At 45.9% G+C, this 24,565-nt stretch carries 24 protein-coding genes; 7 read left to right on the forward strand and 17 right to left on the reverse strand.

The genetic code is table 11. The annotated features are described in order from the left end of the window. Positions 1 to 392: 392 nt before the first annotated feature. The 6 genes from pyrE to A3GA_RS0107955 all read right to left on the reverse strand — a co-directional run bounded on the left by pyrE (position 393) and on the right by A3GA_RS0107955 (position 6,095). On the reverse strand, positions 393 to 1,079 hold the full coding sequence (gene pyrE / locus A3GA_RS0107930) for an orotate phosphoribosyltransferase (RefSeq protein WP_018026862.1): 687 nt from the start codon (positions 1,077 to 1,079) through the stop codon (positions 393 to 395). Positions 1,080 to 1,164: 85 nt separating this feature from the next. Further along, entirely contained in the window at positions 1,165 to 2,418 is a 1,254-nt protein-coding gene (locus tag A3GA_RS0107935) for a sensor histidine kinase (RefSeq protein WP_018026863.1), read from the reverse strand. Between the two features lie 3 nt (positions 2,419 to 2,421). Then, positions 2,422 to 3,138: a response regulator transcription factor gene (locus A3GA_RS0107940; protein WP_018026864.1), complete on the reverse strand. Its 717-nt coding sequence runs from the start codon at positions 3,136 to 3,138 to the stop codon at positions 2,422 to 2,424. 3 nt (positions 3,139 to 3,141) lie between these two features. After that, positions 3,142 to 4,605, reverse strand: a complete 1,464-nt coding sequence (locus tag A3GA_RS11505; RefSeq protein ID WP_018026865.1) for an ArnT family glycosyltransferase — start codon at positions 4,603 to 4,605, stop codon at positions 3,142 to 3,144. Positions 4,606 to 4,621: 16 nt separating this feature from the next. Continuing rightward, entirely contained in the window at positions 4,622 to 5,731 is a 1,110-nt protein-coding gene (locus A3GA_RS0107950) for a glycosyltransferase family 2 protein (RefSeq protein ID WP_018026866.1), read from the reverse strand. Next, complete coding sequence (locus tag A3GA_RS0107955) at positions 5,712 to 6,095, reverse strand: GtrA family protein (RefSeq protein WP_040614181.1); 384 nt, start codon at positions 6,093 to 6,095, stop codon at positions 5,712 to 5,714. The genes A3GA_RS0107950 and A3GA_RS0107955 overlap by 20 nt, the downstream gene beginning before the upstream one ends. A 245-nt stretch (positions 6,096 to 6,340) precedes the next feature. On the opposite strand from A3GA_RS0107955, the gene A3GA_RS0107960 reads away from it, so the two are divergent. From A3GA_RS0107960 to A3GA_RS0107975, 4 genes are all read left to right on the forward strand, one after another. After that, a complete protein-coding gene (locus A3GA_RS0107960) occupies positions 6,341 to 7,141 on the forward strand; it encodes an exodeoxyribonuclease III (RefSeq protein ID WP_018026868.1) in 801 nt (266 codons plus the stop codon). Positions 7,142 to 7,300: 159 nt separating this feature from the next. After that, positions 7,301 to 8,188 carry an extracellular catalytic domain type 1 short-chain-length polyhydroxyalkanoate depolymerase gene (locus tag A3GA_RS0107965; RefSeq protein ID WP_018026869.1) on the forward strand — a complete coding sequence of 296 codons (888 nt, stop codon included), beginning with the start codon at positions 7,301 to 7,303 and terminating at the stop codon, positions 8,186 to 8,188. Continuing rightward, complete coding sequence (locus A3GA_RS0107970; protein WP_018026870.1) at positions 8,185 to 9,519, forward strand: class I SAM-dependent methyltransferase; 1,335 nt, start codon at positions 8,185 to 8,187, stop codon at positions 9,517 to 9,519. Before A3GA_RS0107965 ends, A3GA_RS0107970 begins: the two co-directional genes overlap by 4 nt. A 52-nt stretch (positions 9,520 to 9,571) precedes the next feature. Then, positions 9,572 to 10,042 (forward strand): DMT family transporter, encoded by a 471-nt coding sequence (locus tag A3GA_RS0107975; protein WP_018026871.1) that lies wholly within the window; start codon positions 9,572 to 9,574, stop codon positions 10,040 to 10,042. A 19-nt stretch (positions 10,043 to 10,061) separates the two neighbouring features. Here the strand turns inward: A3GA_RS0107975 and A3GA_RS0107980 are convergent, their stop codons facing one another. Further along, on the reverse strand, positions 10,062 to 11,321 hold the full coding sequence (locus tag A3GA_RS0107980) for a tRNA nucleotidyltransferase/poly(A) polymerase-related protein (RefSeq protein ID WP_018026872.1): 1,260 nt from the start codon (positions 11,319 to 11,321) through the stop codon (positions 10,062 to 10,064). Positions 11,322 to 11,330: 9 nt separating this feature from the next. Next, positions 11,331 to 13,397 (reverse strand): lytic transglycosylase domain-containing protein, encoded by a 2,067-nt coding sequence (locus A3GA_RS0107985; protein ID WP_018026873.1) that lies wholly within the window; start codon positions 13,395 to 13,397, stop codon positions 11,331 to 11,333. Between the two features lie 47 nt (positions 13,398 to 13,444). Here A3GA_RS0107985 and A3GA_RS0107990 point away from each other — a divergent pair, with 47 nt between their 5' ends. After that, entirely contained in the window at positions 13,445 to 14,101 is a 657-nt protein-coding gene (locus A3GA_RS0107990; protein WP_081606600.1) for a 5-formyltetrahydrofolate cyclo-ligase, read from the forward strand. A gap of 101 nt (positions 14,102 to 14,202) precedes the next feature. Next, a complete protein-coding gene (locus tag A3GA_RS0107995; RefSeq protein ID WP_018026875.1) occupies positions 14,203 to 14,823 on the forward strand; it encodes a glutathione S-transferase family protein in 621 nt (206 codons plus the stop codon). A gap of 83 nt (positions 14,824 to 14,906) precedes the next feature. Here the strand turns inward: A3GA_RS0107995 and A3GA_RS0108000 are convergent, their stop codons facing one another. From A3GA_RS0108000 to A3GA_RS0108040, 9 genes are all read right to left on the reverse strand, one after another. Then, complete coding sequence (locus A3GA_RS0108000; protein ID WP_018026876.1) at positions 14,907 to 15,332, reverse strand: F0F1 ATP synthase subunit epsilon; 426 nt, start codon at positions 15,330 to 15,332, stop codon at positions 14,907 to 14,909. A 9-nt stretch (positions 15,333 to 15,341) separates the two neighbouring features. Then, positions 15,342 to 16,745, reverse strand: a complete 1,404-nt coding sequence (gene atpD, locus A3GA_RS0108005; protein WP_018026877.1) for a F0F1 ATP synthase subunit beta — start codon at positions 16,743 to 16,745, stop codon at positions 15,342 to 15,344. Between the two features lie 64 nt (positions 16,746 to 16,809). Next, on the reverse strand, positions 16,810 to 17,721 hold the full coding sequence (gene atpG, locus A3GA_RS0108010; protein ID WP_018026878.1) for a F0F1 ATP synthase subunit gamma: 912 nt from the start codon (positions 17,719 to 17,721) through the stop codon (positions 16,810 to 16,812). 72 nt (positions 17,722 to 17,793) lie between these two features. Further along, positions 17,794 to 19,332, reverse strand: a complete 1,539-nt coding sequence (atpA, locus tag A3GA_RS0108015; protein ID WP_018026879.1) for a F0F1 ATP synthase subunit alpha — start codon at positions 19,330 to 19,332, stop codon at positions 17,794 to 17,796. A 33-nt stretch (positions 19,333 to 19,365) separates the two neighbouring features. Continuing rightward, positions 19,366 to 19,905 (reverse strand): F0F1 ATP synthase subunit delta, encoded by a 540-nt coding sequence (locus tag A3GA_RS0108020; protein WP_018026880.1) that lies wholly within the window; start codon positions 19,903 to 19,905, stop codon positions 19,366 to 19,368. 12 nt (positions 19,906 to 19,917) lie between these two features. Beyond that, positions 19,918 to 20,388, reverse strand: coding sequence for a F0F1 ATP synthase subunit B (locus A3GA_RS0108025; RefSeq protein ID WP_018026881.1), 471 nt, complete (start codon positions 20,386 to 20,388; stop codon positions 19,918 to 19,920). A gap of 149 nt (positions 20,389 to 20,537) precedes the next feature. Continuing rightward, a complete protein-coding gene (atpE, locus tag A3GA_RS0108030) occupies positions 20,538 to 20,777 on the reverse strand; it encodes a F0F1 ATP synthase subunit C (protein ID WP_018026882.1) in 240 nt (79 codons plus the stop codon). A 149-nt stretch (positions 20,778 to 20,926) separates the two neighbouring features. Then, positions 20,927 to 21,814, reverse strand: a complete 888-nt coding sequence (gene atpB, locus A3GA_RS0108035) for a F0F1 ATP synthase subunit A (RefSeq protein WP_018026883.1) — start codon at positions 21,812 to 21,814, stop codon at positions 20,927 to 20,929. Positions 21,815 to 21,936: 122 nt separating this feature from the next. Further along, entirely contained in the window at positions 21,937 to 22,362 is a 426-nt protein-coding gene (locus A3GA_RS0108040; protein WP_018026884.1) for an ATP synthase subunit I, read from the reverse strand. 308 nt (positions 22,363 to 22,670) lie between these two features. Here A3GA_RS0108040 and A3GA_RS0108045 point away from each other — a divergent pair, with 308 nt between their 5' ends. Further along, positions 22,671 to 24,548: a M61 family metallopeptidase gene (locus tag A3GA_RS0108045; RefSeq protein ID WP_018026885.1), complete on the forward strand. Its 1,878-nt coding sequence runs from the start codon at positions 22,671 to 22,673 to the stop codon at positions 24,546 to 24,548. The last annotated feature ends 17 nt before the right edge of the window (positions 24,549 to 24,565 follow it).

The raw sequence follows: 24,565 nt of genomic DNA on the forward strand, positions 1-24,565 counted from the left end.
ACCGTAAATTCAAACATAAGCGGGCAGGCTATTTTGGTCTCGTCAAGGTGCATGCGCAGTCGCTTTTGAAAGCGATTTGCATCAATTGTTTAAAAGCTGCCAATAAGCTTAGGATAGTTGCGCCTAATTTTGCCTAAAAGGCAGAATTAGGCAGATAAATGTCTAAAAAACAGGCATTTATCGATAAAAGCGGGGTGAAATTTGTCGAAAATTTCCAAAAAAAATCAAAAAATTTCCAAGTAGAACAGAAATCCGGTATTTAACTGCTTTTATGCAAAAGTCTCTATCTGTGAAAAACACTTCAGGGTGACCCAACGCTGAAGACAGGAAAAAGCTCTGCCGTCATCACGCACAGAGCCCTAGGTTTTGTTTTTAGTTCTTAATTAAATTAATTAAGCACCGTACTTCTCACGATAAGCAGCAACAGAGTTTTTATGCTGAGAGAATTGCTCATCCTCTTCTAACAAGCTCATAATATCGCTTAATGAAGCGATTGAAATCACCGGTAAACCGTATTTTTGTTCCACTTCTTGTACTGCTGAATGTTCGGCGATTTCCTCATGATTACCGCCCCGCTCCATACGATCCAAAGCAATTAAGACGGCCGCTGGCGTTGCACCCTGTGACTCGATAATATCAACCGAATGGCGCACTGACGTCCCAGCGGTAATCACATCATCAATGATCACTACCTTACCAGCAAGCGGCGCCCCCACCAGCACACCGCCCTCACCGTGATCCTTGGCTTCTTTACGGTCAAAGGCATAAGGCACATCGCGCCCCTCTAGCTGAGGATGATTCGCTAAGGCGATGGAGGTTGCCGCAGCCAAACTAATGCCCTTGTAGGCAGGGCCAAAGAGCATATCAAATTCAACACCCGAGTTAACGAGCGCATCTGCATAAAACTTCGCTAATTCGCCTAATGATTTACCGCTATTAAATAAACCGGCATTAAAAAAATAAGGACTCAGACGCCCTGACTTAGTTTCAAACTGACCAAATCGCAACACCCCAAGATCCAGGGCAAAACGCACGAAATCACGGCGCTGTTGAGCTTGCTGTTGAGTAGTATTCGTCATATCAATGATTCAGCAACAAAAAAGAAAAAGTCATTATACAATTTTTTACAGTTTTAACGATCCAAGGCACCACTCAAATAGCGGATTAAGGCGCAAATATCACCCGGATGCTTGCTCCCTGCTGCTGAGCCTCCACCACTTCCAAGCGCCACTGTAAGCGCTCACACATCAATGTCACAATATACAAGCCCAAACCGCCACCACTCGGCGCCTTTGCTAGACCCATACCTTGCTCCAACAAGGCCACTTGCTGAGCGGTCAAACCTGAACCCTCATCACAGACCGTAAAGTAGGTAGCAAACAAACTCACTGCCACCTGACCCTTACTATGCTGAATCGCATTTTGAATTAAATTTCTGGCTACCATATAAGCCATATTAAATTGTGTTAGCACCGTTGGCTCTGCCAACACATTAAGTGACAAACGATCAGCTACCGCCGGATCCGCTGCTTCTAAGTCTGTTTGCACCTGCCTCAAAATCTCTGCTAAGGAGTGCTGCGCTAATTCACTGGGGTTCGCTTCAGAGCGCGCTAATTTCAAGAGCACCTCGACATTATTCTGCATAATTTGACAAGCGTGCCGTACGCGCTGTAGCGTCACCTCGTCCTTTGGCGAGAGATTGCCCCGTTTATCAAGAATATCCAAACCACCTAACATAACCGCAAGCGGTGTTTTTAACTCATGACTCGCCATATTTAAGAGATTTTTTTCACGCTGTACAAACTGCTCAATTTGCATCAAAAACTGATTAAAACTGTCCGAAATTGAATGCAGTTCAATCTCATCGTAATCGGTATCCAAGCGCTGCATCTGCACTCCCGCTTGCGTGCGACTAATCGCATCGGCAAGCTGCTCCAGAGGCCTAGCAATGCGCCGACTCAAATACCTGGCTAAAAATAAGCTCAATAAGACGGCAATACCACTAATCACCAGCAAAGCCAATGCAAATAGCATCTCCTGCTTTTCAAAATGGCTAATATCCTTGGAAATATATAAAGCACCGCCGGGTAGTGTTTCAATCGTAAAAAGATACGTTTTACCATTGCGCTCGATTTCGCCTCGGTAATTTTCAGGGAACTCCAAAAAAAATTCGGGTAATTGAGGTAGCGGATCGCCCTTTTTCGCATAAGCGATCAAATGCCCCTCACTATTTATCAGCACACTCTCGGCAAAATCGAACTGCTGCAAAAAAAAGTCCCGCTCCTGCTGAAACTCAATCTCCAGCATGGTTGCTTCCAGACCTTCCTGCATACTCCAAGCGATCAGGTTAAACACCACGAGCAGCAGGCAGCATAAACTGATAATGGCATAATAAATGCGTCTTGCAATGGGCTTCATTACTTATTCCCCTGCCTCGGGCGCATCAATACTCAGCTCATAACCCACGCCATAAATAGTTTTAATCAATGGTCTACCAAAGGTATCACTTAATAACTTTCTAAGCGCATAGGTCTGGGTGCGAATGGTATTCATATCCACCTCGCGCTCTCCCCATACCTGTTGCTGTAATTCCTGATAGCTCACATGATTGGGATAGCTTTTCATCAGTGTTTCAAAGATCCTTGCGCCAATCCCTGATAAATGCAAAGAACCTACCTCAGCCACGGTCAGTAAGAAGCTACGGGGGTCATACACTATCTGACCGACGCGTAACTTCTTTTTGTCCAAACGCCCTGCATGACGACGTGCTAAGGCATGAATGCGTAATTCCAACTCCTTTAAAGCAAAGGGCTTTACCAAGTAGTCATCAGCACCCAAACTAAAGGCTAAGGTTTTATCCTCAATCTGATCCTTTGCCGTCATCATAATAATTGGCGTGCTGCTATCCAAGTCCTCCCGAATACGTTGACAGAGCTCAATCCCGGAAATCGCCGGCAACATAATATCCAACACAATCACATCGTATTGATTAGTGGCTAATAAATGTAAAGCGGTTAAGCCATCAGCGGCAAAGTCCAACTGATAAGCGGCTTCATCAAAGTACTCCGCCAGATTCTGCGCTAAGGCAGAATGGTCCTCAACAATTAAAACTCTCAGACTCTCGGTAGCAGTCATCATTATTCACTGGTTAGTAACATACGATGGTGGCGATAATTTAAATAGTATATAACGCTTGCTGCTAGCAATGATCGTATCTTGATAAGGCGCCAAATCGCTTAAGCTTTTTTCATCTCGTTTTGACACCGCAAGACAGATCGGTGCACTTTTATGTGCCTGTAGCCAGCTGTGAATATCAGCTACCGCTAGACTTTGACTTTGCTCTGAGCTGTAAAATCTTGCCGAAAATGGTGCTTTATCCACATAGTACAAAGGACATGACGGCGTGATTGCTTGCCATGCTTGAATCAAATACTTCTCCGTTTTAAATTGCTGCGGCACCAACAACACGAGCGCACACAACACGACCCCCGCCACTGGCATCAACAGTGCTGTTGTGACTGGCAAGAGCTTCAAACGAGGCCTAGTCTCCATCACATAGGGCACGAGCAGCATGGACAATAAATAGGCAAAGGCTGGTATTGCGGGTAACACATAGGTCCACAGCACATTACCGGAGAAGGTAAAAAAGCTCGGCACAAACAGTCCATAGCATAAAAATAATGAAAAATACGGTGCTTGAGAAAGTGCTTGCCAGTGCCCCCGCAGCTTCGTTGAGAATGCGGCACCCACTGCAAAAGCAATTAACAGTAGACTCCACGGCGCCATTGCCTGTAACGCAAACCACCAAATAGTGCCATGCATATACTCATGCGCCGTGCCATACATATCACCTTGCCAACCCGGATCAAGAAAGCGTAAAACATGCTCGCCCACGATAAAATAATACAAAAAACCAGGCGTTTTAATCTCTGCCAAGATATACCATGGCAGCACCAATATCGCTGTGATGACTAATCCACTGCACCAAGCAAAGCGCTTTAAGAGCAGCACACGCTCTTTGAAGCTTAACAGTACCCACAATAGCAAGGGTGCCCCTAACAACACCAAAGCCAAAGGACCTTTAGCTAATAAAGCAATGCTTAAGCCAATAAAAAAACCGTAATTCCAAGCACTTTGGCCCTCCATCACCATCACAAAGGATACTAATGCGAGCAATAAGCCTAAATTAAGCAAAGGATCGGTTAATACCCCAGCGCCGGTGGTAAAACTTAAAGCGCAACTCACATAAATAATAGCCGCCCATAAGCCCTGCCAGGCGCTATGTAGCTGCTGAACAACACGCTGCAACAAAAAGGCACAGGCACATAAACTTAAGTAAGACGGCAAACGAGCAGCAAATTCCGATACGCCGAAAAACTTCATACTTAAGGCTTGCAACCAAAAAGATAGCGGCGGTTTACCCCAAAATGGCGTTTGTGGATCAAACCAAGGCGTGATCCAGTCATTACGCTCTAGCATCAAGCGGGCGATTTCCGCATAACGTGGTTCGGTGGTATCACTAAAAGGCATCAAGGCCATCACTGGCAACAAAGCCACTAAAATTAGCGCCAATAAAAACAAAGGACGCTCAAATAACTTCAACATTTATTCAATTCACTTATTAAGACACTTTGCGCTGAGCTAGCGGCGCTTTCTCAGCTGAGGGTTCCAGCGATTGCGCCATAGGATGACCGTGCACCGTGGCCACGTAAGGACTTGCTTGCGAGACGCCACCATACGCTGGACGACAAGCTTGCGCCTGCTCTACCGCATCACTCAATAAATAAATTGGACGCTGCTTAGACTCATAGTAGATTTTGCCCACATACTCACCTAATAAACCGACCGTCATTAATTGCACCCCACCCAAAAATGTCACTAAGGCAATAATCGACGGGTAACCTGGCACCACCTCGCCTAACATTAAGGTTTTAAAAACAATCCAAAGACCGAATAAGACGCCTGCCAGTGCAATAAACACACCCAAGCCCATGGCAAGACGTAGCGGAGAACGGGAAAAAGAAGTAATCCCTTCAAAGGCCAAACCCACCAAAGCAAAATAATCCCACTTGCTTTTACCGGCAACACGCGCCTGACGATCGTATTCCACTACCTTGGTTTTCATCCCAATCCATGCAAATAGCCCTTTCATATAGCGATTACGCTCGGGCAATTGCTTTAAGGCTTCTAAAGCATGCCGACTCAACAAACGAAAATCACCCGTATCGGTAGGAATATCAACATCACTGATTTTGTTCAACATGCGATAATAGCAATGCGCCGACCATGTCTTGAAGCGCGTCTCACCCTCACGGCTACGACGCTTCATGCTGACAACATCATAGCCTTCACGCCAATGCGCCACCATTTGCGGAATTAACTCAGGGGGATCCTGTAAATCCGCATCCATAATAATCACAGCCTCGCCCCGCGCATGATCCAGACCGGCGGTTAAAGCCGCTTCTTTGCCAAAATTACGGCTTAGACGCAAGACATGTAAGCTGGGATCGCTTAAGGCTAAGCGGTACATTAATTCACCGGAACCATCACGACTACCATCATCGACTAAGACAATTTCATAACTCAGCTCTAAGCCTGACATGACCTGTTTCAGTCGTTCTAACAACAGAGGAATCACCGGTTTTTCGTTGTACACAGGAATCACTAGCGACAGCGCTACAGAAGCCTGCTGATTGACTGCTACAGTCTCTTTAAACGGATAAGGTGTCATAGCAAAATACCTTTTTGTATAAAACAAAATTAACTAAGCTCACAATGGTGCTCACCATCAGTTGTAAAATCAGCTCAGGCGCAGCGAGCAGTGCTTGTAAGGCATAAAATAAGAGCGCGTTGAGCCCGCAAGACAAAACACCGACGATCAAAAAACTCGGAAATGCTCGACCATGTGAGATAGCGCTGGCAAAGGTGAAGTGATATTGCAACAAGTAATTAGCAACGAGACCCACCAAGGCACCCACCGTAGTAGCAACGAGTCCGCTTGTCCCCAGTTGCAGCAGCCATATAAAAACCGCATAATGCATCGCCGTCGCCAGACCGCCATTGATTAAAAAACGAAGAAAAATGATGTAGTGCATGGTTTCCAAGCGGCTAATTTCCTAGCCCAATATTCATCTCATGGGTAGTGTAGAGAATCAGACTTCAAATTCTTATCAAAAAAATATCAAATACTTATCAAATTTTATTTTTTTGTATATCAGAAAATCTAAAAGAAAGACAATAAAAATCAATACCTTAGAACCTTACACCCAAGGGTAAACCCCTAGGTGTTACAATGACTTAACACGATAAAATTTGACCATTTTTCATAACATCATTTGCTATGCTAAAAATCACCACGCTTAATGTTAACGGTATCCGTGCGGCGGCCCGAAAAGGCTTTTTTGAATGGATGCAGACTCAAGATGCTGATATCCTCTGTCTTCAGGAAACCCGTATCAGCGAGGCCGATCTTAAGGACGAGATACGCCATCAAAGGGGTTATCAAAGTGTTTATAACCATGCTCAGAAAAAGGGCTACAGTGGCGTGGCGCTCTATTACAAGGGTAATCCTGACATCGAACATGGCATGGACTGTGAGGAATTTGACCCAGAGGGACGTCTAATCAGCGCCACCTGGGACGATCTCACCGTTATCAGTGCCTACCTACCGTCCGGCTCCAGTAGCGAAGAACGTCAAGCGGCCAAATTTCGCTTTTTAGACAAGTTTGGTCCATGGATTGATCGCATGATGGAACACCATCGCCAAACGGGTCATGAGTATATTATTTGTGGTGACTGGAATATGGCGCATAAAGAAATTGATCTAAAAAACTGGCGTGGCAATTTAAAAAACTCCGGTTTTACCCCAGAAGAGCGCGCCTGGATGAGTCATCTCTTTGAGGAACGCGGTTTTGTCGATGTGTTTCGTCAATTAAATCAAGAGGCTGAGCAATACACTTGGTGGAGTAATCGCGGACGGGCGTGGGACAATAATGTCGGCTGGCGTATCGACTATCATATCAGCACCCCCGGCATTGCCTCCAAAGCCATCCGTACCGAGATTTACAAGGAACAACGCTTTTCTGACCATGCGCCTTTAACCGTGGTGTATGACATTGATAAGGAACCATACCTAAGATAAACACTAGCTAGGCAAAGTGCAAACGACAGCATAGAATAGCAAGATTAGGTATAAACATATAAGTAAAACTTATAAAGCGATGTGTGCGATTGACTGTAACCCGGACGATAAGCGCCCATCAACATTAGTGCTCACTCAGCGCTAAGGATGCACAATAAAATGAATACTATCCATAAATTTGAATTTGTCGAAAAGCATGGCTTTGCTAACTTAGAAGGCAAATGGTTAGAACCCGTTCTTAAAAACAGTTCACCCATCGGCTTATTTAATTTTCAACAATTGGAGTATGCAGCCTATTTTCCAAAAAACAAAGCACAAACAAAATTACCGTTGATCGTGATGATTCACGGCTGTGGTCAAAGCGCTAATAGTTTTGCGGCTGGTACACGGATGAATGAATACGCCGAACAATACGGTTTTGCAGTACTTTATCCCTATCAAAACACCTTTCGTAATATGAATAACTGTTGGCATTGGTTTGATGCTGATGGCAGGCAAAGTATTGAAGAAAAAAACTCTGTGGTTGAGCTGCTGAGCGCCATGGTGGAGACGGTGGATAGCATTGACCCAGAGCGGATTTATTTAGCCGGTATTTCCTCGGGTGCAGCCTTGGCAGGTCATATCGCCATGGACTACAGCCATTTATTTGCTGGCTTAGCGCTCCACTCCTGTCCGATGTTTCCCCTTGCCCGCAATGCCGCCGGCGCCATTCGCATCATGAAGGATGGCTGTAGCGAGGACATAGCTGATATTCCAGTGCCTATTAACTATATAGAGCACCCCCTACCGCTGATGATTATTCATGGCGAAAAGGATGATTACGTCAATCCGCTGAATGCTGAACAACTTAAAAAGTGGTTTAGCAGCCTAAATCGCAAAGCAGGACGGATTCATCAAACAAGTGCCCAGCCAGTACGCCTTAAAATGATCCCCGACTTATGGCATGGTTGGGCTAATGGCAACCCTGATTATCGCTATAATGAAGTATCCGACTTTGACGCTAGCAAAGAAATTTTAAAATTTTTTCATCTGCATAATACTAAATGAACATTAAAAACCTGCCGCAGCTACACCCTGCCGAATTGGAGCACACCCAAAGGCTAGCTGAGCTTTTAAAAAAAGAAATCGAGTCCAATGGACCGATTTCTTTTGAGCATTTTATGGCTCAAGCGCTTTATCACCCCCAATACGGCTACTACACCAGCGGTAGGCTAAAACTAGCCAGTCATCAAAGCAGTCAGGAAGCGATTGCCGCCTCCAGTCTAGCTTATCTTGAACGAGGTGAGGCGATTCCGCTAGAGGGCGATAACCCCTCCATCGGTATGAGTCGCGTTGATAAAGGTAACCCTGCGGCCATGAGCAGCGCTTCCGCCGTGAGTGGTGACTTTATTACTGCACCTGAGTTGAGCCCTTGGTTTGGTCGTACGTTAGCACTTGCGGTTAGCGATGTGCTAAGTCACTGTAGCGAAAAAAATATTCTCGAATTTGGTGCCGGCAGTGGTGCTTTAGCGGCACAGATTTTGGAGAGTTTAGACGATAGCTCGGTCAAGTATTTCATCCTTGAAGTTTCTTCCGACTTAAAAGAGCTACAACAGCAAAGCTTGTCGGCCTATGCCGACCGCGTGGTCTGGTTAGAGCAATTACCGGAGAGCTTTGTTGGTTGTGTAATAGCCAATGAGGTGCTGGATTCAATGCCAGTGCGCCTTTATATCTACGACGATGAAGAAAAGCTCAAGGAGAGCCATGTCACGCTACGTCCTACCTCCACCAGCGAGGAGGAGACGGTAGCAACCCAGCCTCAAAACCTCTTTACTTGGGCTGATGAGGAGGTGACAGCCGAACGCTTAGCAGATGGGATTGAGCGTATGCCTAAAATTGCCGGTTATAGCTCTGAATTCAATCAACAAGCCAGAGCTTGGATTCGCAGCCTGGGTGAGTGGCTAAAGCAAGGCGCAGCCATCATTATTGACTACGGCTTCCCTGCTGCCGAGTACTACCATCCCCAGCGTGCTCAGGGTACCTTAATGTGTCATTTCCGCCATCATGCGCACCCGGATGTACTATCCTTACCGGGCATTCAGGACATTACCGCTCATGTGGACTTTTCAGCAATCGCTGATGAGGCTTTCAAAGCCGGTTTAGAGCTAGCTGGCTACACCTCACAAGCCAATTTCCTCATCAATTGTGGTATGTTGGATTTATTATCCACGCTGGATCCAGAGGATGTTGAAAGCTATGCATTACATATTGGTCCGGTGCAAAAGCTACTCTCCGAATCGGAAATGGGTGAGCTCTTTAAAGTGATGATACTTAGCAAGGGGCTGCAAGGTTTTTGCCCCATTGGCTTTAGCCACGCCGATCGTCGCTCGCAGTTGTAATGAGGAGCGAAGCTTAAGCGATTGAGACCCAGTACTATCAAACGAGAAATCTATGCTTTTATACTATCTTTTGGCCTTTACTGCGGCCATCGCCATTGCACTGCAAGCACCTATCAACTCTAGACTGGGTCAGGATTTATTAGGGCAGCCTTTATTGGCAGCCCTCATCTCTTTTTCCGTGGGTACCATCACCCTCTTTATTATCTGCTTATTTCGTGCTGACTTCAGCCCCCTGGCTCCTACCCTCGGACAACAGCCCTTATGGAAGTTTTCCGGTGGTTTACTGGGGGCCTTTATGGTCTTCTGTAGCGCCTTTTTACCCTTAAAAATGGGTTTAAGTAATTTTCTCTTTGTGGTGGTTTTTACCCAAATTATGGTGGCAATTGTGGTGGATCATTTCGGTTTAATCGGCATGCCGACTAGACCAGTGGATGTATGGCGTATCCTGGGCGCAATCATTAGCTCCATCGGTCTCTTTGTGTTTTTCTTTGGAGAAAAAATCACTAAGCAGCTACTCGCTTAGACTTGATTCGCCCCACACACTAAGCACAACGGACCTGTTCCAATGCCCTTAGACGTGCACTATAAATTGCCTCTTTAATTGGTCGCCCCTCTGCCGCACAAGCTTTAGCGATCGCTCCCGCGTCAACCGCTTGTACAGCGGCAAGTAGTCGACGCCATTGACCCAGTTCCGCCTCAATTTGCTCAGCCGACACCCCTTTGACGCTTAATAGTAAGGCAGAACTCTGCAGCAACTCCTCAAAGCGCTCAGGCTTTCTAAGCGGATCGGTAGCTAATATCGCCCGCAATAATTGCTCGGGTGGCGTGGTAGCGTTCAAAGGATACTGCTGCATGGCTTGCACCCATTGGGCAATTAACTGCGCCGCTTCTTGACAGGCATGAGGCGCTCTCAAGCGCTGAGAAAACGCCATAATATCGGCCACACGATAAAAGATCAAACCATAGCTAAAGGCTAAACTGAGCTCGCTGTTAGCTACTAAATGTAGCAATTCAGCCGCCTCCCTATCCCAAACAAAGCCTGGTAACACACGCTCCAAGGCCGCAATCTCTGCTAAAAACCGGAACGTACGGTAGGGTGCGGGCTGCATCAAAGCGCGTGATAACTCCTGCCACACACGCTCGGCCACCAAATGGTCGACCTCGCCATTGTCCACCATTGTTTGACAGTAACTCAAGGTTTCAGGGGCTACCCTAAAGTCCTCAAAACGCGCCAAAAAACGTGCCAAACGTAAAATACGAACAGGATCCTCAATAAAGGCCTCACTGACATGCCGAAAAACCTTTTGTCGTAGATCCTGTAAACCACCAAAGGGATCGCTTAAAAACGGTGGACTACCCGCACTGAGTCGTTGGTCTAAGGCACCGCTTTGCAATAAGGTATTAAGCTGCGCTTCTCCCAACTCATCACTTAGTTGCGCCAAATAACGCTGCCCCGCTTGACTCAAGGCCATGGCATTGACCGTCAGATCACGCCGCAATAAGTCCTGCTCCAAACTAACATCGCTGCCAGTATAAAAGGTAAAGCCTTGATAACCTCGACCAGACTTACGTTCGGTGCGGGCTAAGGCGTATTCTTCATGGGTGCTAGGGTGTAAAAACACAGGAAAATCACCACCCACGGGTAGGTAGCCATTGGCCACCATTTGTTCAGGGGTAGCACCTACTACCACCCAATCATAATCACCCGCAGGTAGACCTAATAAGCGGTCACGCACCGCCCCACCCACCGCATAAATGGCTGTGGGGTCTAGGGTATTTTGATGACTCGTCTGCGCTGACATCCTTAGCTACTAGGGATGAATGGTACCCAAACGCTGCGTGAGCGAGGCAGGTCTACCGTGATTAAACTTAATATCGTACCAAACAGCATTAGACAATACATGCTTCACATATAAGCGAGTTTCGGTAAAGGGGATCGTTTCCGCAAAAATCGCCCCCTCTACTGACCGTGTCAGGCTATTACGCCAACGTACAGCACGGTTCGGACCTGCGTTATAACCCGCAGTGGCCAAGACTTCAGAACCTGCCTGCTTATCTAAAATATCCTTAAGGTAGGTCGTACCAAATAAGGTATTGGTATCGAAATCGTTAATCATGCTGTGATTATAATTTTGCACCCCCAGCTTACGCGCCACTAATTGCGCCGTACCCGGCATCAGCTGCATCAAACCAGAGGCACCGACACCAGAACGAGCCACCGGCACAAAGCGCGACTCCTGACGAATTAAGCCATACACCCAGGCTGGTGATACCCCAACCCGACGAGCTTGCGCAGTCACTCGCCCATCAAAGGGAGCCACATAGCGTTGCTCAAAGTTCACACTGTGTTTTGTCAGTAAGGAGGTATTAATGGTGCGATCATAAAAGCCCACTTGCTTGGCCCACTCAGCAGCTGACATTAACTGCCTATCGTTGAGACCACGAATGGCATGATTCCACTCCACCACCGCATACTCACGCGCCCCAATCCCTAGAAGCGCTACCGCATTTTGTAAGCCGCTATTGCGCTTAATCGCCGCTAATTCGGCCGCCGTGACCGGCGCTGCTTGCTCTGGCCAAGTGATCTGCTGCCCCAATGCCTCACGGGCCAATTGACCATAAAAATCATAGTGACTCCATAAACTCTGATAGCCCGTATGCGCCGCTGCCGTCTGGCCTAAGGCTGCCAAGGCACGTGAATGCCAATAGACCCAAGCCGTCTCTTTTTGCTGCTCCTTATTCATCATCTCGATGGTGTCTTTCACACGGCGCCAATCAACTGTGGGCTGACGTAAGGCAGCGCGAACCCTCCAAGCCGCATTGTAATCGCTTAAGGCCACATCCTCCGACTGCCGATACCAGCGATCCGAGCGATCCTCCAGATTGAGGGCTGAGACTAATCCAAACTGAGCATAAGCCCATTGCTTATCCTGTTTACTGAGCAGATTAGTGGCATTCAACAGCTGAATGCCTTGCTCACGATCCTGACGTGCCAAGCGGCTAAAAGCAATGGCACGCAATTCCGCCTCCAGTGGTGAGGCGGCAGCACCGGATTGGCGACTAATCCAAGCGCGCGGATCGGCCATAATGGCACGATACTGTGCTAGCTGTGCCGGTGAAAAAACCAGTGCCGCATAACGGGCCGCAGCGTTTTTATTATCATATTCTACTGCCGCTCTCAAGGCTGGCTGTAATTGCTCAAAGCTCAAACGCCCTTGACGATTCAAAGTTTCTAACATCGCCCAACAAGACTCACCTGGACTAAAGCTTGCCAACGCTTCACGAATCCCAACGCGCTGACCTGTCATGGCGTGACTTTGGATAGAGGCGCATTCAGCTTGGCTCAAACTTACGTTTACCGGTCCCAAGGCTGCTGCCGTTTGATAGTCACCCAAAGCCGCAGCCTTGATAATCCATTCTGCCTTAAGGCGCTCAGCCATATAGCTGTGGGGGTGCGCTTTGATAAACTGGTCTAAGGCAGCCGTATCCAAAGCAGCTAACGTGCTGCTACGATTGAGATGATTGCGTAAAAACCAATATTGCGGATAAGCACCAAGCTCATGATCCGCTTTGGCTGCATGAGCAAAACTCGGTAACAGCTCCCACTGGCGATTCTGCAAAGCCAGGTAGGCATTGGCCACTGCTGCTCTAGCGGCAGCATCAACTGGCTTTAAATCGCGCTCAGGCAGGCGTGAACGTGTTTGTTGTGCTTCAATCTCCGCTGCGCTTAGCTCCGCTTCTTCATCCACAGCGCCTGTCGTTAAAGCGGATTGTGATTGAGCTGTCGAACTGCATCCGCTCACCACAAATAAGGCGGAGGCCAAAATACCTGCCAGCAGTGTATACTTCCAATAAGGTGATAATGATTTTTGAGTCATGGTTGCTCCACGCATCAGATGGCAGTGTGCCAATTATTAAATAGTCTATGCAGCAGAATAACACAAACTACTATCAATCCATACGATCTAAGTTATTGAATCAACGCATGCAACTGAGCGAAGTGGCATATCAAGCACGCTCCAAGGCGCTGAGCGAGCATTTTATGGGTTGGCTTAACAGCTTAGAATACGAGACACAAGCGCAACACGACTTTGATGCCCTAAAGATCCTCCCCGCGCGTCATAAAATACGCCGTCAGGGACTAGTGATTGCCGCTTATTGGCCATTTCGGCAGGAACCTGATATCCGGGCTTTACTAGATGAGCTCTATGCCATGGGGCATGAAATTGTGCTACCCAAAATTGTAGAAAAAAACGCAGCCTTACAGTTCTTTTACTGGGACCCGGGTGCCCCCTTGGTTACGGGTCATTTTGGCATCCTGGAGCCAGAAGCCAAAGAAATCGCCAATACCCCCGATATTGTGTTGTTGCCCATGCTGGGTTATGGGGAACAAGGTGAGCGCTTAGGCTATGGCGGTGGCTACTACGATCGCACCATTGCCGCTTGGGAAGCACAAGAGCAGTCCCCTATACTACTCGGCGCAGTGTGGTCGGATGCGCGTTTACCAAGCGATTATGAGGCATTAGCGCATGATAAATTACTCGATGGTATTGTGACGGAACGTGAGCTACGATTTTTCTAGTAATGGCTAAAGCATATTACTCACCTAATCTGCATGGCAAAATTTTTTGAAGTAGATTACATTATTAGAACAAATGATCTTAACTAAGGAGTGAATGCTTTATGAAGCTTTATTATTTACAGGGTTCTTGCTCAGTCGTACCGCACACCGCATTATATTGGTTAGACGCAGATTTCGAGGCATATCAGACACCACGGGACTATTTGAAGTCGCCCGAGTACCTGGCCAAAAATCCGGCCGGCTCAGTGCCTACCTTGGAGGATGGTGATTTTACAATCACGCAAAATATTGCGATTCTCACCTATTTGGATGCAAAGTTTCCTGATGCCGAGCTATTTGGTGCAAAAAACAATTTGCAGCAACGAGCTTTAGCATATCGTTGGTTAGCCTATGCGAACTCCGACATACATAAGCAATTTACACCTTTTTTCTCTACCCCAGGCTTTATTGAGGGCGATCAAGCACTGCATGATAGAGTAAAAAAAGCAGCCGAGCAATCCCTAATAAAAAGCTATAAAATTGCCGATGATCACTTAGCCAATCGTGAGTACTTAATCGATCAGATTTGTATTGCGGATATTTACTTATTTGTGACCCTGCGATGGGCCAAATTGGTCAAACTAGATCTCTGCCAATTAGCAAATCTGCAAGCCTACTACGAGCGTGTGGCGCAGTTTGAACCATTACAAAAGGCACTACAAGCTGAGGGCATCAGAGCCTAGTTTGCTAAACGCTAAAGCAAACAAAAAACCCCGTTAAAACATAGCCTATGGCTGATTTTAACGGGGTTTTTATACTATCCATCTTAGTGATGAGATTTGAGATCTCGGTAGCGCTGGATGGCAACCACTTGTGCTTGTAATAAAGCAAGTTCAGCTTCAATTGCTGCCGCTTCTTGTGGCGAAGCAGCGTTTTTAAGCGTTTCTTGGGCTTTCTTACGAGACTCTTCAGCTTTGGCTGCATCTAGTTCCTCTAGACGAACTGCCACATCGGCCAACACAGTCACTGCATAAGGCTGTACCTCTAGAATACCACCAGCAACGAACACCACCTCTTGTGAGTCATCTTCGCGCGTGATTCTAACGGTACCTGGACGAATACGGGTAATCAAAGGGGTGTGACCAGGCAGTACACCTAGCTCACCCGCTTCACCCGGAAGCACGACCATTTTGACCGTGCCCGAGTACAATGACTTTTCCGCACTCACTACATCGAGTTTCAGAACTGCCATGACAATTCCTTATTTAAGGGTTTTGGCTTTTTCGAAAGCTTCGTCAATCGAACCAACCATGTAGAATGCCTGCTCAGGTAGTGCATCACACTCACCAGAAACAATCATCTTGAAACCACGAATCGTTTCAGCTAATGGTACATACTTACCAGGTGAACCGGTAAATACTTCAGCTACGTGGAACGGCTGAGATAGGAAACGCTGAATCTTACGAGCACGTGCAACCACTTGCTTATCTTCAGGCGATAACTCATCCATACCAAGAATCGCAATAATATCGCGTAATTCCTTGTAGCGCTGTAATGTATGCTGTACTGACTGAGCTACATTGTAGTGCTCCTCACCAACGATCTGAGGATCGAGCTGACGGCTGGTTGAGTCTAATGGGTCAACCGCAGGATAAATACCTAAAGAGGCAATATCACGAGACAATACAACAGTAGAGTCTAAGTGCTGGAACGTAGTCGCAGGTGACGGGTCAGTCAAGTCATCCGCTGGTACGTATACCGCTTGAATTGAGGTAATCGAACCGGTCTTAGTTGAGGTAATACGCTCTTGTAGTACACCCATCTCCTCAGCAAGTGTCGGCTGATAACCTACCGCTGAAGGCATACGACCTAGAAGTGCAGATACCTCAGTACCAGCTAGGGTATAACGATAGATGTTATCCACGAAGAATAGAATATCACGACCTTCATCACGGAAACGCTCGGCCATGGTTAGACCAGTCAGTGCAACACGTAAACGGTTACCTGGTGGCTCGTTCATCTGACCGAAAACCATTGCTACTTTATCAAGAACGTTAGACTCTTCCATCTCGTGGTAGAAGTCATTACCCTCACGAGTACGCTCACCAACACCAGCAAACACGGATAAACCAGAGTGCTGCTTAGCGATGTTGTTAATTAATTCCATCATGTTAACGGTTTTACCTACACCGGCACCACCGAATAGACCAACCTTACCACCCTTGGCGAATGGGCAGATTAAGTCAATTACCTTAATCCCGGTTTCTAATAGCTCAACTGATGGAGATAACTCGTCAAACTTAGGTGCAGGCTGGTGAATTACACGTTTTTCGTCGTGCTCAATCGGACCCGCTTCATCAATCGGACGACCCAATACGTCCATAATGCGACCTAAGGTACCCTCACCAACTGGTACAGCAATACCAGAGTGCGTACGCTCAACCGCTAAACCGCGGCTTAAACCGTCACTTGAACCTAAAGCAATGGTACGAACAACACCGTCGCCCAATTGCTGCTGTACTTCTAAAGTTAAGCCTGCTTCAACAAACTTATTGCTGCTATCTTCAGCCACCTTTAATGCCTCGTAAATCTTAGGCATATTGTCGCGCGGGAACTGTACGTCCACTACTGCGCCGATGCACTGAACAATTGTACCGTTACTCATGTTGTATCCTTACCTTTATAACGATTGAAAGTTACTACTTCATTTAACACTCATGTGATGAATATTAAACGGCAGCAGCACCCCCCACAATTTCTGAAATTTCTTTTGTAATTGCTGCTTGACGTGTTTTGTTATAGACAAGTTGCAATTCACCAATAACCTTTTTAGCGTTATCCGATGCAGCCTTCATCGCTACCATACGCGCTGACTGCTCCGATGCCATATTTTCCGCAACAAACTGATAGACCAAACTCTCAACATAACGCTGTAGAAGATCATCAATTACGCTGCTAACATTCGGCTCGAAGATGTAATCCCAGCCATGAGAAGATAAACCACTCTCCCCTTCTTCGAGTTTATCGTCGTAAGAAGTGGTATAGGGATCCTCTAGGTTAGACGGCAATGGCAATAAACGAATAAATGCCGGCTCCTGCTTCATCGTATTCACGAAAATCGTGGTTGCTACATAGAGTGCGTCAATCTTGCCCTCTTTATAGTCGTCCAACTGCACTTTTAGTGCACCAATTAGGCTTTCCATATTTGGCACATCACCTAATTGTGTTTGTTGTGAAACGATATTGGCACCTAAACGGCTTAAAAATGATAAGCCCTTTGAGCCCAAAGCGGTTGCCTGAACACCGACATTCTGAGATTTGAACTCTTGCAGACGATTTAAGGCTAAACGCGTAATATTGGTATTTAATCCGCCACAAAGACCCTTGTCCGTTGTAATCAACACTAGACCCACATTTTTTACCTCCTTTCTAGCTTCGAGGTAAGGATTTGAGTAGTCAGATGTTGTCAACATCAAGTGTCTGGCAATATCACGTACTTTTTTGGCATAAGGACGACCGGCACGCATACGATCCTGTGCTTTACGCATCTTGGACGCAGCTACCATCTCCATGGCCTTAGTGATTTTGCTCGTATTTTGTACGCTCAAAATCTTAGTACGGATTTCTTTAATTCCAGCCATATTAAATTCCTATTAGAATTAGACCTCAGTCAGACCTGATTCATCCCGGTCTGACTGTGCTAAATCACCTTATTAAGCGTAAGACTTTTTGAAAGCTGCGATGGCATCTTTCAGTGCAGCCTCGTCTTCTTTGCTCAACTGCTTAGTTGATTCAATGCGATCAATTAAATCAGCATTTTTAGACTTCAAGTGCTCTTTAAGCGCTTTTTCAAATGGTAGAATTTGTGTAACTTCTACATCGTCTAAATAACCGTTGTTAACCGCAAATAGCGAAACCGCCATTTCCCAAACTTTGTAAGGAGTGTATTGTGGCTGCTTCAATAACTCAACCACACGCTCACCGCGCTCTAGCTGACGACGAGTTGCTTCGTCAAGGTCAGAAGCGAACTGCGCAAAGGCAGCCAACTCACGATACTGTGCCAAGTCAGTACGAATACCGCCTGATAAGCTCTTAATCACCTTAGTTTGAGCTGCACCACCCACACGCGATACCGAAATACCTGCGTTAATTGCAGGACGAATACCAGCGTTAAATAAGTCAGTTTCAAGGAAGATCTGACCGTCAGTAATTGAAATAACGTTGGTTGGTACGAAAGCAGAAACGTCACCTGCTTGAGTTTCAATAATCGGTAAGGCAGTTAATGAACCGGTTTTACCCTTAACCTCACCATTAGTGAATTTTTCTACGTAATCAGCATTTACACGTGCAGCACGCTCAAGTAAACGAGAGTGTAAGTAGAATACGTCACCCGGATAAGCCTCACGACCCGGTGGACGACGTAATAATAACGATACTTGACGATATGCCCAAGCCTGCTTAGTTAAGTCATCATAAACAATTAAGGCATCCTGACCACGGTCACGGAAGTACTCACCCATTGTACAACCGGCATAAGGGGCTAAGTACTGCATAGCAGCGGAGTCAGAGGCGTTAGCAGCTACCACGATGGTGTACTCTAAAGCACCTGTTTCTTCAAGTTTACGAACAATATTGTTTACGGTAGATGCTTTTTGACCAACAGCCACGTATACACAAATTACGTTTTGGCCTTTTTGGTTAATAATGGCATCCACAGCAACCGCTGTTTTACCTACCTGACGGTCACCAATAATTAACTCACGCTGACCGCGACCGATAGGTACCATTGAGTCAATCGCTTTAGAACCTGTTTGTAAAGGCTCAGATACGGATTGACGTGCAATTACGCCCGGAGCAACCTTCTCAATAACGTCTGTTTGAGTCGTGTTAATCGGGCCTTTACCATCAATTGGATTACCTAAGGTGTCAACCACACGGCCACATAATTCCGGACCAACAGGTACCTCAAGAATACGACCAGTTGTTTTAACCAGATCACCCTCGGAAACGCTGGTGTAATCACCTAAAATCACCGCACCAACTGAATCACGCTCTAGGTTTAGCGCCAAACCGAAAACATTGTTGGGAAATTCGAGCATTTCGCCCTGCATCACATCGGATAAACCGTGGATGCGAGTAATACCGTCGGTTACGGATACTACCGTACCCTGCGTACGGACATCGGCAGAAGTACCTAGACCCTCAATTCGGCTCTTTAGTAATTCGCTGATCTCTGACGGATTGAGTTGCATAATCAGACTCCTGAAATCCTATAGTTATGGCGCTTATTCAGCAACCAACTTATCGTGCAAACGTGTAATTTGCGCTTGCACCGAAGTATCTAAAACTTGATCACCCACGATCACTCGTACCCCACCAATTAAGGCTGGATCAACCTTCACCTCGGGTTCTAGAGATACGCTAAATTTTTTTTCAAGACTTGCAAGCAAATCTTTTAATTGTTCTTGAGTTAACTCAAAAGCGCTCGTAATTTGGGCGATCGCCTTGCCATCATGCTTATTTTTAAGTTGAATAAATTGTTCAGCAATCTCTGGCAATACTGCCCAGCGATCGTTTTCCACTACTAATTGAACAAAATTCTTAACATCAGCAGGCATATCAGGCAATAGTGTGTCAAAAATAGCCAAGCTGTCAGCTTCGGTCGCTTTAGGATTTGATAAAAGCTCCTTGACTTCAGCGACAGAAACTATTTCTGACAATTGTTTTACAGCCTTAGCCCAAGTCTCTAATCCGACTTGACTGTCCTTTGCCGCTGCAAATGCAGCGCTTGCGTAAGGACGGGCAATAGTTGAAAGTTCAGCCATAGCAATCCCAAATTAAAGCTGTGCCTTCAGTTGATCGAGCAACTCGGCATGTGTTTTCGCATCCACTTCACGGCGAAGAATCTGCTCAGCACCTTGTACTGCTAATGTTGCAACTTCGTCACGTAACTCATCACGTAAACGTGTTACCTCAAGAACAGCGTCCTGTTTGGCCTGGGCAATGATGCGGGCACGTTCTTGCTCAGCCTCTTCACGAGCGGCTTCAACGATTGAGGCAGCGCGTTTTTCAGCTTCAGCAAATCTTGTTTGATTCTCGGTCTTTGCTGCATTTTCGATTTCGGCGATACGACTCTGGGCTTGAGCTAAATCAGCCTTACCCTTGTCAGCAGCCGCTAGACCATCGGCTATCTTCTGTCGGCGATCGTCAATTGCTTTGATTAGTGGTGGCCAAATAAACTTCATAGTGAACCACACTAATACTAAGAAAACGATTACCTGGAAAAAGAGCGTCGCATTTAAATTCACGGTCGTTTCCCTTTTGCTAATTAAGGTCTTGCACTATGCACTACCTATCCAAAACTATACTGAATTTTTGGATGCAGAGACTGACTCAACAGCCCTGCACCAATCCATCCAGTTCACAAACCATCAAGCGATGGTGTTAAATCTATCGCTTAGACGAATGGGTTAGCAAAAGCGAATAACATAGCAATACCAACGCCGATTAAGTAGGCAGCATCGATAAGGCCGGCTAATAAGAACATTTTGGTTTGCAAAGCGTTCATCAACTCAGGCTGACGAGCAGATGCTTCTAGGTATTTACCACCCATCATACCGATACCTAAACACGCACCGATAGCACCTAAACCAATAATAAATGCGCAAGCAAGAGCTACTAAACCTGCAACTTCCATGACAACTCCTTGTGGTAATGAACCAATAGTTAAAAGATGGATAAATTAATTTATAAAATTAAACAGACTCTGATGAACGAGATGCCACTCAAAATCTGCTACTTAGTTGACTGAAAACATGCACTAAGACCATTTCAGCCAACTAAATTCTAGTGATCTTCATGCGCCTGACCAACGTACACGAGAGTCAACATCATAAAGATAAATGCTTGTAATAAGATAATTAAAATGTGGAAAATCGCCCAAGCTGAACCAGCTAAAATGTGACCGATACCTAAACCGATACTTAAGGCATTAAAACCACTCCATGCCGCACCCATCAGCGCGATCAGCATGAACACTAACTCACCGGCATACATCGTTGCAAAAAGTCGCATACCTAGTGATACGGTTTTAGCAAAGTACTCAATAATATTTAATAGTAAGTTAGCTGGTGCTAATAAAACCTTAGCAACCACACTCTCCGCACCGAAAGGTGCAGTAAATAAACTCTTAATAAAACCGCCTGGATTTTTGATCTTCACACCGTAATATAAAGAAATTAACAACACGGTGATTGACATACCTAAGGTCATGTTGAGGTCAGCCGTCGGTAAAATACGGTGGTAATAAAGCACACCGTGATTCTCAGCCGTACCCGCCAAACCAGTCCATGAGTAGATTGATGGCATCAAATCAATTGGCAATAAATCGAGGGCGTTCATCAAGGTCACCCAGACGAAGATTGTTAGCGCTAATGGCGCAACAAACTTACGCGAAGTGGCATTGTGCACGATACTTTTAGCCTGCTCATCAACCATACCGACCAACATCTCAACGGCCATTTGGAAGCGACCCGGTACACCAGAGGTAGCGTTTTTAGCAGCCTTATACAAGAAGAAAAGACCGATAACGCCTACTAACACAGCCCAGAAAATAGAGTCAAAGTTAATGACACTAAAATCAGCAATCGATTCCTGTGGCTTATTACTAAAATGCTCCAAATGGTGCTGAATGTAATACTGCTGTGGTGATGGTTTAACTAAAGAAGCATCCATTTTGCTCCAATCTCCGTATGAACCACCCTCTTAATCAACATAACTCAATCAAGAGAGTAACAACTAATCAAATCTACTACTCTAGCCTGGCTATCAGAAGCCACCGCCCAAGCGGCTTTGAACTATAGCTTTTTAAAGACTAAAAGTAATACGTATGCCTTTAAAACTACTAATAAGCCAACAAAAAACGCCGGCCATACTAAATTCGTACCAAATACCTTAATGACTAATACCATTAAGATCATCGCAACACCGATTTTAATCGCCTCACCCACTAAAAACATCGTGGCCGTGGCCGGTTTTTGCGATAACAGCCTTAACACCAAGTGCAAGACAAATAAAGCAGTCGGAATCAAATAGGTCATACCGCCTGCAATGATTGATAGCGCCGCCCAACTTGTCGATACAAGCAATGTAATTAGCGTAGCTATCAGCAATGCTACCAGTTGAGCAAGCACTGTATTTAGTAGCCCCCGAACGGCTGCCGCACTCATGCGCCGCCTTTGCTCTGGGGTTAAGCTTATCGCTTCAAATTGCTCCTGATCCATAGCGCCCTAAGTATAACCTTTTTTTTACTACTTGTCACATTCAGTTGATGTGCTAGTTACATATTTTGTTGCAGTGCCGTATCAGCTTAATACGCTGTCAGTTTAAACGCTCAGCGCCTAAGCTTCACAAGCCCATCAGTAAAAATATGTGCAATCATCATGCTGAATAAATCCCTGCTCAGAGCTTGTTTATAATACTAAAGAAGTACTAAACATACGCCACAACGCTTTTGATTTGCAAAACTTTCAAAAAGCTGTCAAGAATTTAAGAACTCATGGATTTTATCAGAACTAAAGGCATTACATAGATGAATAATAAAATGTTTGACGATAAAGTTTTTTATCGCATTACCTCAGATGATTTAAGCGGTCACCGTTTTAAAGTCTCACTGACCATTGCCGAACCTAACCCTGCGGGTCAAATTGTCAGCCTCCCACGTTGGATCCCTGGTAGTTATATGATTCGCGATTTTTCTAAGCATATTGAGACCTTGCGCGCCACGCATAATAACTATCCTTTGAGTATTACCCATCTGGATAATCACACATGGAAAATTGAGGCGGTACGAACTGGTCCGATTCAAATTGACTACACCGTTTACGCTTGGGATTTATCGGTACGTAAGGCGCATCTTGATGAAACGCACGGCTTTTTTAATGGCACCAGTGTCTTTCTTAAAGTCCATGGACAAGAGCATTTACCTTGTTTAGTGGAGATTAAAGCGCCCAAACAAAGTAGCAAATGGCGTGTTTATACCAGTCTACCACCGGCTGAGGGTCACCCTAAAGCGGCAGCACATACACGCTTTGGTTTTTACCGCGCCAAGGATTATGATGATTTAATCGATCACCCAGTCGAAATGGGTCGCCCTAAGGTCATTAGCTTTGTGGTGGCCGGCATTGTCCACGATATGGTCTTTACTGGTGTCTTACCCAATATTGATTTTGAGCGCATTGCAGCCGATACGGCTAAAATCTGCGAGGCACAAATCCGCCTATTTGAACCTGAGAGCAACACCCCTCCCTTTGGCGATCATGGTGCACGCTATGTTTTCTTAACCACGGTCACCGGCAATGATTATGGCGGTCTTGAACATCGCAATAGCACTGCCTTAATCTGCTCGCGTAAATCCTTACCGATCATTGGTCAGAACGAACAGTCCAAGGAATATCGTGAGTTCTTAGGTTTAGTCAGTCACGAGTACTTCCACAGTTGGAATATAAAACGCATTAAACCTGCGGTATTTGCGCCCTATCGCCTAGATAGAGCCACCCCTACCTCCCTTTTATGGATTTTTGAAGGCTTTACCTCCTACTATGATGATTTGATGTTGTTACGTAGTGGTTTAATCAGCGAGCAACAGTATTTTGACTTAGTAGCAGAGACCATTAGTCGGGTTAACAATGACTCCGGACGGATTAAACAAAGTGTGGCTGAAAGCTCTTTTGATGCGTGGACTAAGTTCTATCAACAGGATGAAAATGCCCGTAACCAGATTGTTAGCTATTACACCAAGGGCTCATTGGTCGCGCTTTGTTTGGACTTATTTATACGTCAAAAGACCGAGCATGAAAAATCACTTGATGATGTGATGCGCTACTTGTGGACACATTTTGGCAAAAACTTCTATTTAGGCAGTCAACTGGGTTTACGTGAGGCGGATGTTCCCGAGGTCCTGCATCAAGCCACTGGCATCAGTCAAGATGAACTACTCAATTTCCTTGAACGCTATGTTTATGGCACGAAAAAGCTCCCACTAAAAGCATTGCTCGAGGCCGAAGGGCTTAAACTAACGACGCTAACTAAGAAAAGCAACACACCGGTGAGCTTGGATATTCGCACGGCCAATCGTGAGGGTCAATGTGTGATTCAAAGTGTAATGCAACATGGCGCGGCACATCAGGGTGGCTTATCGGCCGGTGACGTGCTGGTGGCCATTGATGGCTTACGCGTAAATGCTAGCAATCTGGAAGAGCTTTTAAGTCGCTACCAAAGCAAGCAAAAAGCACTAGTACATGTATTCAGACGTGATGAGTTACGCAGCTTTACGGTGGAATTTAATACCCCACTCTATGCGGAATTTCAGCTTCAACCTAAGAAAGACCGCCTTGCTACCATGGCGCCAACGAACGAGGTTGAGGACACTAGTGAGCAAATGCCTAGCCAAGTCGAAAGCGAGCAATAGCAAAACACTAGCTGCTT

The sequence above is a fragment of the Oligella urethralis DSM 7531 genome, from assembly GCF_000372065.1.
Classification (GTDB): Bacteria; Pseudomonadota; Gammaproteobacteria; order Burkholderiales; family Burkholderiaceae_B; genus Oligella; species Oligella urethralis.

Bases quoted from the DNA above. Each gene is read 5' to 3' on its own strand.
- pyrE (WP_018026862.1), bottom strand. From the start codon at position 1,079: ATGACGAATACTACTCAACAGCAAGCTCAACAGCGCCGTGATTTCGTG.
- A3GA_RS0107935 (WP_018026863.1), bottom strand. From the start codon at position 2,418: ATGAAGCCCATTGCAAGACGCATTTATTATGCCATTATCAGTTTATGC.
- A3GA_RS0107940 (WP_018026864.1), bottom strand. From the start codon at position 3,138: ATGATGACTGCTACCGAGAGTCTGAGAGTTTTAATTGTTGAGGACCAT.
- A3GA_RS11505 (WP_018026865.1), bottom strand. From the start codon at position 4,605: ATGTTGAAGTTATTTGAGCGTCCTTTGTTTTTATTGGCGCTAATTTTA.
- A3GA_RS0107950 (WP_018026866.1), bottom strand. From the start codon at position 5,731: ATGACACCTTATCCGTTTAAAGAGACTGTAGCAGTCAATCAGCAGGCT.
- A3GA_RS0107955 (WP_040614181.1), bottom strand. From the start codon at position 6,095: ATGCACTACATCATTTTTCTTCGTTTTTTAATCAATGGCGGTCTGGCG.
- A3GA_RS0107960 (WP_018026868.1), top strand. From the start codon at position 6,341: ATGCTAAAAATCACCACGCTTAATGTTAACGGTATCCGTGCGGCGGCC.
- A3GA_RS0107965 (WP_018026869.1), top strand. From the start codon at position 7,301: ATGAATACTATCCATAAATTTGAATTTGTCGAAAAGCATGGCTTTGCT.
- A3GA_RS0107970 (WP_018026870.1), top strand. From the start codon at position 8,185: ATGAACATTAAAAACCTGCCGCAGCTACACCCTGCCGAATTGGAGCAC.
- A3GA_RS0107975 (WP_018026871.1), top strand. From the start codon at position 9,572: ATGCTTTTATACTATCTTTTGGCCTTTACTGCGGCCATCGCCATTGCA.
- A3GA_RS0107980 (WP_018026872.1), bottom strand. From the start codon at position 11,321: ATGTCAGCGCAGACGAGTCATCAAAATACCCTAGACCCCACAGCCATT.
- A3GA_RS0107985 (WP_018026873.1), bottom strand. From the start codon at position 13,397: ATGACTCAAAAATCATTATCACCTTATTGGAAGTATACACTGCTGGCA.
- A3GA_RS0107990 (WP_081606600.1), top strand. From the start codon at position 13,445: ATGCAGCAGAATAACACAAACTACTATCAATCCATACGATCTAAGTTA.
- A3GA_RS0107995 (WP_018026875.1), top strand. From the start codon at position 14,203: ATGAAGCTTTATTATTTACAGGGTTCTTGCTCAGTCGTACCGCACACC.
- A3GA_RS0108000 (WP_018026876.1), bottom strand. From the start codon at position 15,332: ATGGCAGTTCTGAAACTCGATGTAGTGAGTGCGGAAAAGTCATTGTAC.
- atpD (WP_018026877.1), bottom strand. From the start codon at position 16,745: ATGAGTAACGGTACAATTGTTCAGTGCATCGGCGCAGTAGTGGACGTA.
- atpG (WP_018026878.1), bottom strand. From the start codon at position 17,721: ATGGCTGGAATTAAAGAAATCCGTACTAAGATTTTGAGCGTACAAAAT.
- atpA (WP_018026879.1), bottom strand. From the start codon at position 19,332: ATGCAACTCAATCCGTCAGAGATCAGCGAATTACTAAAGAGCCGAATT.
- A3GA_RS0108020 (WP_018026880.1), bottom strand. From the start codon at position 19,905: ATGGCTGAACTTTCAACTATTGCCCGTCCTTACGCAAGCGCTGCATTT.
- atpE (WP_018026882.1), bottom strand. From the start codon at position 20,777: ATGGAAGTTGCAGGTTTAGTAGCTCTTGCTTGCGCATTTATTATTGGT.
- atpB (WP_018026883.1), bottom strand. From the start codon at position 21,814: ATGGATGCTTCTTTAGTTAAACCATCACCACAGCAGTATTACATTCAG.
- A3GA_RS0108040 (WP_018026884.1), bottom strand. From the start codon at position 22,362: ATGGATCAGGAGCAATTTGAAGCGATAAGCTTAACCCCAGAGCAAAGG.
- A3GA_RS0108045 (WP_018026885.1), top strand. From the start codon at position 22,671: ATGAATAATAAAATGTTTGACGATAAAGTTTTTTATCGCATTACCTCA.